Here is a 12,054-nt window from a genome sequence, read left to right on the forward strand (position 1 = left end):
CGGGAATATTCCCGCTTCTTTGACTATCGACGTAAGCCAAGCTTTGTGATTAATTCACGGTAACGTGTGATATCGCTATTACGAAGGTAAGTTAGTAAGTTACGACGTTTACCAACCATCTTTAATAGACCACGACGTGAATGATGATCTTTCTTGTGAGTACGTAAGTGCTCGTTTAGAGTGTTAATTTGCTCCGTTAGGACAGCAATTTGAACCTCTGGAGAACCAGTATCAGTCTCATGAGTTCTAAATTGTGCAATGATTTCATTTTTACGTTCTTGTGTTAAAGCCATCCTATTTCACCTCCTATTAATTAAACCCCCAATTACCTAGCAAGCGTCGGTGAGTCGCAATGCCAAGCAATGGTTGTCATAAAGTACATAACATAGAATACTACTTTTCATTTGAAAAAGCAAGTATATTCTTTTCGCTCATAAAATATTCTTGTGCTGTCTTCTTATCTTTTGCGATTTGTTCAACTAACTCATCAATACCGTTGAATTTCTTTTCTGCTCTTATACGCATATGCCACTCTACTGTAACATTTTGATCGTATATATCTTTGTTAAATTCAAATAAGTGCACTTCAATTGATAATTGACGCTCATCTTCTTTAAAAGTCGGTTTATATCCAATATTACATACACCATCGTACCATTCATCGTGAACTTTTAATCTCACTGCATAAACACCTACAGGTGGCAATAAATACTCATCACTTAAATCTACATTAGCTGTTGGGAAACCAATTTGACGCCCACGTTTGTCGCCGTGTATAACTGTTCCCGCTACAGTATAGGCTCTACCTAAAATAGATGGAATTTGCTCCATTTCGCCATTTCGAATTAACTTTCGTAATGCTGTAGAACTTACTTTCTCTTCTTGAAATTCAACTTTTTCAATCACAGTCTGTGTAAACTCCCCTCTTGCATGAAATGGTAAAGTCTCCATCTTTCCTTTTCCTAAACGTCCATATGAATAATCAAACCCTGCTACTACATGCTTTACATTTAAACCAATAATATAATCATCTACAAATTGTTGCGGTAATAACCCTGCAAATGATTCATCAAATTTAATCACATATAATATATCGATTCCTAAGCTTTGGACTATTTTTTCTTTATCGCGCATTGGTGTAATATACTCCACATGCGCATCATTTTTCCCTAAAACAACAGATGGATGAGGATGAAATGTCATAACTGCACTTTTATATCCTCGTTCGTCCGCTATTTTTTTCGCAGTTCGAATTACACATTGATGTCCTAAATGAATGCCATCAAAAAATCCTAATGCCATTACAGTAGGTGGTAATTCTAATTTATTTTGTTCATGTGGATGAGTTAAATGAATAAGTTTCACGCTTGAATTCACCTTTTTCTGTAATAATCCTTCCAATAATTCATTATAGCTTTAGTTCTTGATTATTCACAAGTACTTTCATCGGCTTTAACATGCCAGGATGTTTCGGATGATGTTCATAAATTGCTAAGCAACGATCATTTTTATCAAACACTGTAATAAATGGTGCTGTTATTTCTAATTCATTCTTTAAGAACATACCATTCTTTATTTTCTCTGCTTGCTTTTCATCTACAACCATTTTTGGAAACTTGCTTAATGCTTCATCAATTGAAATGAAGATAGACTCTACTGTTCCATTTTGCACGTTTTCTTCAATTTCTTCAAATGATATGCAATCTTCTAATAAAAATTCACCAGATGCCGTTCTTACAAGGTGAGACATATGTGATGGGAAACCAAGTTTCTCCCCTATCATTACAGCTAACGTTCTTACATATGTTCCTTTACTACACGTTACACGGAAACGGAATGAAATATTTTCTCCTTCAAAAACTTCACGATCATCAAGTAATACGAATTCATGAATTGTAATTGTACGAACTGGACGTTCTACCTCTTGTCCTGCTCTTGCATATTCGTATAATTTTTTCCCGTTTACTTTTACAGCCGAGAACATTGGTGGCATTTGTTCAATCGTGCCTGTTAATTCCGCAAGGACTTTCTCTACTTCCTTACGAGTAATAGTACGATCTACATTTTTCGTTTCAACAACCTCACCAGAAGCATCTTCGGTTGTCGTTGAAAACCCTAATGTTACTTCACCTTCATATGTTTTCGTTTCACTTGTTAAAAATTGTGCAATTTTCGTTGCTCTTCCAACGCAAATTGGTAATACTCCTGTTACATCAGGGTCTAATGTTCCCGTATGACCAATTCTCTTTTCTCGCAATATCTTTCTTAATTTAAATACACAATCATGTGATGTCATGCCTTTTGGCTTATGTAATAATACTACACCTTCCATATATGTTCACCTCATCATAATTCTCTCGTAGTAAATATCCAAAACTTATTTTGCATTGAAAAAATGGATAGACAAATGTCTATCCATTATTCTTCACGTTTACCGTCTTTATTAATTTCATGTAAAAGTGTATCAATTCGATGACCATATCCGATAGACTCATCAAACTCAAAGGTAATTTCTGGTGTTTTACGAAGACGAATACGTTGGCCAATTTCTGAACGAATAAAGCCTTTTGCCTTCGCTAAACCTTTTAAAGTATTTTCTTTCTGTTCTTCATCACCTAAAACAGAAATATATACTTTAGCAATTTGTAAATCACCACTCACTTGTACATCAGTTACTGTAACAAATCCAATACGTGGGTCTTTAATTTTACGACTGATAATGTCGCCTAATTCTTTTTTCATTTGCTCGCCCACACGGTTCGCACGTAATTTCATAACTCTTCACCTCATTCAATACCATTCCAAATGTGTTATTGTACGTTCAATTTCAGGAAATGAATCGATGTACTCAAGTACACGATTCATTTCTTTCTCACAGATAACACGATTTGAGGATACGGAAACAATTGCAATTTCTGTACGTTGCCATACATCTTGGTGCCCAACTTCAGAAACAGCTACATTATAGCGCTGTTTTACACGAGTTAACACACGTTGTAAAATTGCACGTTTCTCTTTTAAAGAATGCACATCGTAAATCATACACTCGAATGAGAGTGAAGCGATAATCATCGCTTCACTTCTTCCATAATGTACGCTTCAATGATGTCCCCTTCTTTAAGATCATTATATCTCTCAATTGTAATACCACACTCATAGTTTTGTGCAACTTCTTTTACGTCGTCTTTGAAACGTTTTAACGTATCAAGTTGTCCTTCGAAAATTACTACGCCGTCACGGATAATACGTACGCCACTATCACGCGTAATTTTACCGTCTGTTACGTAACAACCTGCGATTGTTCCAACTTTTGTTACTTTAAACGTTTGACGAACTTCTGCTTGACCGATTACTTTTTCTTCGAATTCTGGATCAAGCATACCTTGCATAGCTGCTTCAATCTCTTCGATTACTTTATAAATAATACGGTGTAAACGAATATCAACGTTCTCTAATTCAGCTGTACGCTTCGCGTTCACATCTGGACGTACGTTAAATCCAATTACAATTGCATTAGATGCAGAAGCTAAAATGATATCAGATTCTGTAATCGCACCTACACCAGTGTGAATGATTTTAACTTTTACGCCTTCAACATCAATTTTACGAAGTGATGCTGCCATCGCTTCAACAGAACCTTGTACGTCTGCTTTTACGATTAAGTTAATTTCTTTTACATCGCCCTCTTGGATTTGTTGGAATAAATCTTCAAGGCTTAATTTAGATTTCTCACCACGTTGTGCAACTAACGCTTCTTGTGCACGTGATTCACCAATTTGACGAGCTTTCTTCTCATCAGCAAATGCCATGAAACGATCTCCAGCCTGTGGTACTTCGTTTAAACCAGTAATTTCAACAGGAGTTGATGGACCAGCAACTTTTACACGACGACCAATATCACTTACCATTGCACGAACACGTCCGAATGAAGTTCCAACAACGATTGGATCTCCAACTCGAAGCGTACCATTTTGAACAAGTAATGTCGCGATAGTTCCTTTACCTTTATCAAGCTGTGCTTCGATTACTGTACCAGTTGCATAGCGGTTTGGATTTGCTTTATATTCTTCTACTTCACTTACAAGAAGGATCATTTCTAGTAAGTTGTCAATGCCTTCGCCTTGAATTGCAGAAATTGGTACGAAAATAGTATCTCCGCCCCAAGCTTCTGGAACTAATTCATATTCAGTTAGTTCTTGCATTACGCGATCAGGGTTTGCAGCTGGTTTATCCATTTTATTCACAGCAACAATAATTGGTACTCCTGCTGCCTTCGCATGGTTAATTGCTTCAACCGTTTGTGGCATAACACCGTCATCCGCTGCAACAACAAGGATTGTAATATCCGTTACTTGTGCCCCACGAGCACGCATCGTTGTAAATGCTGCGTGACCAGGTGTATCTAAGAATGTAATCTTCTTATCGTTTACTTCAACTTGATATGCACCGATATGCTGAGTAATTCCACCCGCTTCGCCTGCAGTTACTTTTGAGTTACGAATAGAATCCAGTAATGTTGTTTTACCATGGTCAACGTGTCCCATGATTGTAACTACAGCTGGACGTTCTTTTAAGTTCTCTTCATCATCTTGCTCATCAATGAATGTTTCAAACTCAGTCTCGCTTACAATTACTTCTTCTTCTACTTCAATACCGTAGTCGTTAGCAATTAACTCAATTGTATCTTTATCCAAGTCTTGGTTAATTGTTGCCATAATTCCAAGCATGAAGAGCTTCTTAATAATTTCAGATGGCTCTTTGCTTAATTTTTTAGCAAGATCTCCTACTGTAAGGCTTCCAGAGAAAGTAATTTTATCTGGTGTTTCTACAATTTGAGTTTGTTGTCTACCAGCAAAGTTCTCTTGACGTTTGTCTTCGTTTCCTTTGCCTTTTTTCTTTTTCTTATTGCTGTTCTTTTTACTGCGAACAACTTTTTCTTCTACTTCAAACTCATCTGCAACAGAAGGTTTTTCAGTTTGATATTCATTATCTAATTTATTTACTACTTCATCGTCTAACATTGTCATATGATTCGAAACCTCGATATTCATTTCTTTTAGTTTTGTCATAAGATCTTTACTTGAGATATTATGTTTTTTTGCATATTCATGCACTCGAATTTTACTCATACCTTCACCCCCGGTAATTTGTATCGAGCATGCTACGCAGCTTTTTCGCAAAGCCTACATCTAACACAGCTACAACGACTCGCTCATCTCTCCCAATCGCATGCCCTAATTGTTGTCGATTTTCGACCTTTCTCATTGGTACGTTGTAGTACGTAGTTTTATCTGTGATGCGTTTTGTAGTATTTACTGACGCATCTTCAGATAGCAATACAAGTTTTGCTTTGCCACTTCGTACTTCTTTTAAAACGAGTTCTTCACCCGAAATAATTTTCCGAGCCCGGTTTGCTAGTCCTAAAAACGATTTCCAATCGGACACTTATTTCGACTCCTTCTCAACAAGCTCAAGAAGCTCTTCATATAAAGAACCGTCGATTTTCGCTTTTAGATGATGTTCCAAAACATTTTTCTTTTGAGCTTGAAGAATGCTCTCCTTGTCCTTCGACAAGTAAGCACCTCGTCCTGATTTTTTCCCAGTTAAATCAATGGACACTTCTCCCTCTTTGGAACGAACAATGCGAACGAGCTCTCGTTTTGATTTCATTTCTTGCGTTGCAACACATTTTCGTAACGGAACTTTTCGATTGCTCATACTCATCACCTCTATTCGATTTCGTCTTCCACTGAATCGAATCCAAATGCGATTACGCTATCTTCTTCTGTTACAATACCAAGTTGTTTCGCATCAGACTCACTCTTAATATCAATTTTCCAGCCTGTTAATTTAGCTGCAAGACGTGCATTTTGTCCACGCTTACCGATAGCTAATGATAATTGGTGGTCTGGAACAACTACTGTTGTCGCTTTTTCTTCTTCATCTACAAGTACTTTAACAACTTGTGATGGGCTTAATGCATTTGCAACATATTCAACTGGATCATTTGACCAGCGGACGATGTCAATTTTTTCACCTTTTAATTCGTCTACAATGCGTTGTACACGTTGCCCTTTTGGTCCTACACAAGAACCAACTGGATCAACATCAGTGTTCTCTGCATATACAGAGATCTTAGAGCGATCGCCAGCTTCACGTGCTACAGAACGAATTTCTACAGTTCCATCATAGATTTCAGGAACTTCCATTTCGAATAAACGTTTTAAAAGACCAGGATGTGTACGTGATACGTAAATTTGTGGTCCTTTTGTCGTTTTTTCTACTTTCGTAATGAATACGCGAATACGATCATGTGGTTTGTATTGCTCATTAGGCATTTGCTCACTTACAGGTAATAAAGCTTCTACTTTCCCTAAGCTTACATAGATGAAACGAGCATCTTGACGTTGTACAATACCTACCATAATATCTTCTTCACGGTCACTAAACTCAGAGTAAATAACACCGCGCTCTGCTTCACGCACTCGTTGTGTGACAACTTGTTTTGCAGTTTGTGCTGCAATACGACCAAAGTCTTTTGGTGTTACTTCAATTTCTAGTACGTCACCATCTTGGTAGTTTGGATTAATTTGTCTTGCTTCCTCTACAGAAATTTCAAGACGTGGATCAAACACATTGTCTACTACGTCTTTACGTGCTAAAACTTGAATTGTTCCCACTTCTGGGTTAAAGCTCACACGAACGTTTTGTGCTTGATTAAAATTGCGCTTATAAGCAGAGATTAAAGCTGCTTCAATCGCATCAATAATAATGTCTTTGCTAATGCCTTTTTCAGATTCTAATACGAGCAAAGCATCTAATAACTCAGTGCTCATGAAGATCCCCCTTCTAACTAAAACGTAACAGCAAGTCGCGCATTTGCGACTTTATCCATCGAAATTTGGATTTCTTTTTTACGTGTTTTAATTGTTAATAATAATGTTATTGTTGTACCATCGTAAGAAAGCAGTTTTCCTTCAAACATCTTTTCACCATCAATCGGCTCATATGTTTTAATTGCCACTTGTTTTCCTACCGCTTGCTGGAAGTCTTTTTCTTTCTTTAATGGGCGTTCCGCTCCAGGAGATGATACATCCAAAAAGTAAAGATGAGGAATTGGATCCTCTTTATCTAAAGCTTCGCTTAAACGTTCACTTACCGCACCGCATTCTTCAATGTCGACTCCCTTTTCAGAATCGATGAATACGCGTAAGAACCAGTCTTGTCCTTCTTTCACATACTCTACATCTACAAGTTCAAGATTTAACTCTTCAACGATCGGCTGCGCAAATGCTTCTACAACTTCTGTGACTTTCTTATCCATAAACAGCCTCCTTCCTGCCGTCATGTACCATTTAAAAGAAGAAGACCCCGCCACTTTAAAAACGGTCTATCTTATTCTTTCTCGTTAGCTAACAAAAGCCCCTGCTGTTCAGCAGGGATTATCTGTCTTAGTATTACCAAATTTAAGAAGTAAAACTTGTAACAAAATATGTATATACGACAGAAATCTTTTACCTATCTACGTAGAGAAAACATAGATAGTAACACGAAAGAGTGGGTTTCCCCACTCTTTTCTTTACACAATATACATGACATGGTTATCTCGGTTAATAGTATATCATAGGAAATGTTGATTTGCAAAGACTTTTCCTACCTACTAGAACAGTGATAACTGGTTTTGATCCGGTAAATCTCCTAAACAACCTTGACTATCTAAATACTCAATAATTGTTTTCGAAACCTTACTACGCTGCTGCAAGTCCTCTTTTGATAAGAAGTCTCCATTTTTGCGTGCTTCTACAATACTTAAAGCTGCGTTTGTACCAAGACCAGGTACCGCATTAAATGGAGGGATTAATGAGTCTCCATCAATAATAAAGTCTGTTGCATGCGAACGATACAAATCAACCTTTTGGAATGAGTATCCACGCTCACACATTTCAAGTGTCATTTCTAATACCGTTAATAAACTCTTCTCTTTCGGCGCTGCATCTAAACCTTTTTGCGCAATTTCATCAATTCTTGCACGTATAGATGCTGAACCTTTCGCCATTGCTTCTACGTCAAAGTCATCTGCTCGAACTGTAAAATATGCCGCATAGAATAACAGTGCAAAATGTACTTTAAAGTATGCGATACGTACAGCCATAAGCACGTAAGCAGCCGCATGGGCTTTAGGGAACATATACTTGATTTTCTTACATGAATCAATATACCAACCTGGTACATTATTACTTTTCATGTCGTCTTCCCATTCTTCCGGTACACCTTTACCTTTACGTACCGACTCCATGATTTTGAAGGCTAATGATGGATCTAGACCTTGATAGATTAAATATACCATGATGTCATCACGACAACCGATAACTTCGCTCAGCGTACATGTACCGTTATAAATTAACTCGTTTGCATTACCAAGCCATACGTCCGTACCATGTGATAGTCCAGAAATTTGGACTAACTCTGAGAATGTCGTTGGTTTTGTCTCTTCTAACATCTGTCTTACGAATTTCGTACCGAATTCTGGTATACCAAGTGTACCTGTTTTACAGTTAATTTGTTCTTCCGTTACGCCTAGCGATTCTGGACCTGAGAAAATTTTCATTACTTCTGGATCATCCGTTGGGATTGTTTTCGGATCAATACCACTTAAATCTTGTAACATACGAATAACGGTCGGATCATCGTGTCCGAGTATATCAAGTTTCAATAAATTATCATGAATCGAGTGGAAATCAAAATGCGTTGTTCTCCATTCAGCACCAATTGAATCTGCTGGATACTGTATTGGTGAGAAATCAAAGATATCCATGTAATCTGGCACAACGATAATACCGCCTGGATGCTGTCCAGTTGTACGTTTTACACCGGTACATCCTGCTACTAAGCGATCAATCTCTGCATTTCGAATCGTTAAGTTATGATCATTTGCATAACCTTTTACATATCCGTAAGCAGTTTTTTCCGCAACTGTACCAATCGTTCCTGCACGATATACATAGTCTTCACCGAACAGTACTTTCGTATAGTTATGGGCACGTGGTTGGTACTCCCCGGAGAAGTTCAAATCGATATCGGGTACCTTATCTCCTTTAAATCCAAGGAACGTTTCGAACGGAATGTCATGTCCATCTTTTACATACGGAATATTACAAGCAGGACATTCTTTATCTGGTAAGTCAAAACCAGAACCTACAGAACCATCATTAAAGAATTCTGATTGCTTACACTTCGGACATACATAGTGTGGTGGTAATGGGTTTACTTCTGTAATTTCCATCATCGTTGCAACAAATGATGACCCTACCGATCCACGCGAACCTACTAGATATCCGTCTACTAACGATTTTTTCACAAGCTTATGTGAAATTAAATAAATTACGGCGAATCCATGCCCAATAATACTTTTTAATTCTTTTTCTAAACGTGCTTCTACAATTTCCGGTAGCTCTTCACCATAAATGCTACGCGCCATTTTATAACTCATATCACGCGTTTCATCATCAGCACCTTCAATTTTCGGTGTGTATAGATCGTCTTTTACTGGATGCACATCACCAATTAATGACGCAATCTTTTGTGTATTTGTTACAACAACTTCTTTCGCTTTGTCTTCACCTAAGAATGAAAAACATTCTAACATTTCATCAGTTGTACGGAAATGTACTGGCGGTAATGAATGTCGATTTAACGGATTGGCTCCGCCCTGCGAACTGACTAAAATTTTACGATACATTGCATCCTCAGGGTCTAAATAATGCACGTTTCCTGTAGCAACAACTGGTTTATCTAACGTCTCACCTAGTTTTACTAAGTTAGAAATGATTGTTTTTAATTGACCTTCGTCTCGAACAAGCTCACGTTCTACTAAATGACGTAACACCTCTGGAGGCATTACTTCAATGTAGTCATAGAACTGGGCAATTTCTTCTACCTCTTCAGGTGCCTTTTGCATCATTGCCTCGAACACTTCACCTTTATCACAAGCCGTTCCTACTAAAATTCCTTCACGGTATTTTTTTAATAGTGACCTCGGCACACGTGGTACACGGTAAAAGTAATTAAGGTGAGAATATGAAACAAGTTTATATAAATTTTTCAATCCAACATCTGATGTGGCAAGTAACGTCATATGACTTGGACGGCCACGCTTATACGCATCCCCTTGTCCCATGCTATCATTTAATTGATCGTGATATTCAAATCCCTTTTCAATTACGTCTTTCAACATTTTCACAAGTAAATATCCCGTCGCTTCTGTATCATAAATCGCACGGTGATGTTGTGTTAATTCAATATCAAGTTTTTTACACATCGTATTTAATCGATGATTTTTCATTTCTGGGAATAAGAATCGTGCAAGTTCTAACGTATCAATAACGGGGTTATTCGTTTTTTCTAACCCAGCCTTTTTAAAACCTACGTTAATAAAGCCCATATCGAAGCTCGCGTTATGGGCAACAAGTGTATGATCGCCCATCCATTCCTCAAACTTTTTAAACACTTCGTCCACTTCAGGTGCATCAGTTAACATATCATCTGTAATACCTGTCAATTCAATAATCGTCGCTGATAATGGTTGATGTGGATTTGCGAAAGATTCAAAGCGATCAATAATTTCGCCACCCTTTACTTTTACGGCAGCCAACTCAATGACTGTATCGTATACAGCTGATAAACCTGTCGTCTCAACGTCGAAAACAACATACGTTTCCTCTGCAAGTAAACGATGCGCTTCATTATACGCTATCGGTACACCATCATTAACTAGATTTGCTTCTACACCATATATAACTTTAACTCCAGCCTTTTTCCCCGCAGAATACGCCTCTGGGAAAGACTGAGCCACGGCATGGTCTGTCACCGCAATAGCCTCATGTCCCCATTTACCAGCTTGAGCAACAAGCTTAGAAACTGGAGTGACAGCGTCCATTTGACTCATCGGAGTATGGAGATGCAGCTCTACTCGTTTTTCGCCTTCTGGCGCTTTATCTTTACGAGACGGTCCTGTTATTTCATTAATATCATTTGCAATCATTACTAAATCTCGAACAAATGTATCGTTTTGAACAGAACCACGCGCTTTCACCCACATTCCTTTTTTCAAGGATTGCAGCATTGGAATATCTTCTTTGTCACGCGAGAACATTTTGATCATAATAGAATCCGTATAATCCGTTATTTTTAAAGTTAATAACGTACGTCCACTACGAAGCTCTTTTGTTTCTACATGGAAGACATATCCTTGAACCGTTTTTCTTCTTTCTTCATCTTGAATTTCTCGCATTGGTGTAATCTCTTCATCTGGCTTAATAAGATACCCGAGTGTAATCGGTCCTTCATACACAACGCTGCTTTCTTCAGCTTGCTTCTTCGCCATTTCTTCCATAGCTTGTATAACACGCTCGCGGTCTTCTTGCTGCGTTTGTTCACGAAACTTTTGCATTTCTTCTGTATTTTGCTGTATATGTGTGTCTAACTGAAAACGCGGGAATCCAAAAACTTCGTATTGATCCCCTACTGGTTTCGCAACGTTTTTCTTTAAAGCAGTAGACTCCAGCTCGTTATTCACATTTATTAGCAACTTCACTCCATTCACCTGTGGAAGCTGCTTCTTTAAGTATGCGAACATAGGTGAAAATGTAATTCGTTCCGTACAAAGCGGCCAATACGCCCTCACTTCTTCTTCTGTAAATTGTTTATTCTCTGTTTCTAATGCAAATGTTGTTCTTGCAATATGAGAAAATGATTGCTTAAGCTTTGTTTCTAGCAATTCATATAATTCTGTAGGCAAAATACGTGGCACTTGTAAATCAAAATGCCAACTTTTATTCGCTTTATCAATAACGAGCCTTTCAATACCACCGCCTTGTAAATATTGATTTATAAGGTCGTCTGGTATTTGCAACTGCTGGAGCAAAATTTGAAATCGCTCTTGTTGTTCATTTGTTAAAGACATAAGCACTCTCCTTCCATTTGCTATTATAAATTGAAACGTACCACAAAGAAAGATTTCTCACTTCTTCTTTTACAAAATACGTTTACAAAGAA

The 12,054-nt window shown here is 37.7% G+C and carries 11 protein-coding genes; all 11 read right to left on the reverse strand.

Annotated features, from left to right (window positions below):
• Window positions 1-23 precede the first annotated feature (23 nt).
• Window positions 24-293, reverse strand: coding sequence for a 30S ribosomal protein S15 (gene rpsO, locus AXW78_RS18035; RefSeq protein ID WP_001229392.1), 270 nt, complete (start codon window positions 291-293; stop codon window positions 24-26).
• 100 nt (window positions 294-393) lie between these two features.
• Window positions 394-1,365, reverse strand: a complete 972-nt coding sequence (gene ribF / locus AXW78_RS18040; RefSeq protein ID WP_061884511.1) for a bifunctional riboflavin kinase/FAD synthetase — start codon at window positions 1,363-1,365, stop codon at window positions 394-396.
• A gap of 43 nt (window positions 1,366-1,408) precedes the next feature.
• Window positions 1,409-2,332, reverse strand: a complete 924-nt coding sequence (truB, locus tag AXW78_RS18045) for a tRNA pseudouridine(55) synthase TruB (protein ID WP_000399349.1) — start codon at window positions 2,330-2,332, stop codon at window positions 1,409-1,411.
• A gap of 86 nt (window positions 2,333-2,418) precedes the next feature.
• Window positions 2,419-2,775 carry a 30S ribosome-binding factor RbfA gene (gene rbfA, locus AXW78_RS18050; protein ID WP_000776437.1) on the reverse strand — a complete coding sequence of 119 codons (357 nt, stop codon included), beginning with the start codon at window positions 2,773-2,775 and terminating at the stop codon, window positions 2,419-2,421.
• A 15-nt stretch (window positions 2,776-2,790) separates the two neighbouring features.
• Window positions 2,791-3,072 carry a DUF503 domain-containing protein gene (locus AXW78_RS18055; RefSeq protein ID WP_000582363.1) on the reverse strand — a complete coding sequence of 94 codons (282 nt, stop codon included), beginning with the start codon at window positions 3,070-3,072 and terminating at the stop codon, window positions 2,791-2,793.
• On the reverse strand, window positions 3,069-5,129 hold the full coding sequence (gene infB, locus AXW78_RS18060) for a translation initiation factor IF-2 (protein WP_000036343.1): 2,061 nt from the start codon (window positions 5,127-5,129) through the stop codon (window positions 3,069-3,071). Before infB ends, AXW78_RS18055 begins: the two co-directional genes overlap by 4 nt.
• 4 nt (window positions 5,130-5,133) lie before the next feature.
• The gene (locus AXW78_RS18065; RefSeq protein ID WP_001286524.1) at window positions 5,134-5,445 is read right to left on the reverse strand and encodes a YlxQ family RNA-binding protein; all 312 of its coding nucleotides are present in this window, start codon (window positions 5,443-5,445) and stop codon (window positions 5,134-5,136) included.
• Window positions 5,446-5,718 carry an RNase P modulator RnpM gene (rnpM, locus tag AXW78_RS18070; RefSeq protein WP_000071127.1) on the reverse strand — a complete coding sequence of 91 codons (273 nt, stop codon included), beginning with the start codon at window positions 5,716-5,718 and terminating at the stop codon, window positions 5,446-5,448.
• 11 nt (window positions 5,719-5,729) lie between these two features.
• Window positions 5,730-6,836 carry a transcription termination factor NusA gene (gene nusA, locus AXW78_RS18075; RefSeq protein ID WP_000102604.1) on the reverse strand — a complete coding sequence of 369 codons (1,107 nt, stop codon included), beginning with the start codon at window positions 6,834-6,836 and terminating at the stop codon, window positions 5,730-5,732.
• A gap of 17 nt (window positions 6,837-6,853) precedes the next feature.
• Complete coding sequence (gene rimP / locus AXW78_RS18080; RefSeq protein ID WP_000359096.1) at window positions 6,854-7,324, reverse strand: ribosome maturation factor RimP; 471 nt, start codon at window positions 7,322-7,324, stop codon at window positions 6,854-6,856.
• A 336-nt stretch (window positions 7,325-7,660) separates the two neighbouring features.
• A complete protein-coding gene (locus AXW78_RS18085; protein ID WP_000060003.1) occupies window positions 7,661-11,962 on the reverse strand; it encodes a PolC-type DNA polymerase III in 4,302 nt (1,433 codons plus the stop codon).
• Window positions 11,963-12,054 lie beyond the last annotated feature (92 nt).

Origin of the sequence: Bacillus thuringiensis (assembly GCF_001595725.1) — a bacterium.
GTDB lineage: Bacteria > Bacillota > Bacilli > Bacillales > Bacillaceae_G > Bacillus_A > Bacillus_A thuringiensis_K.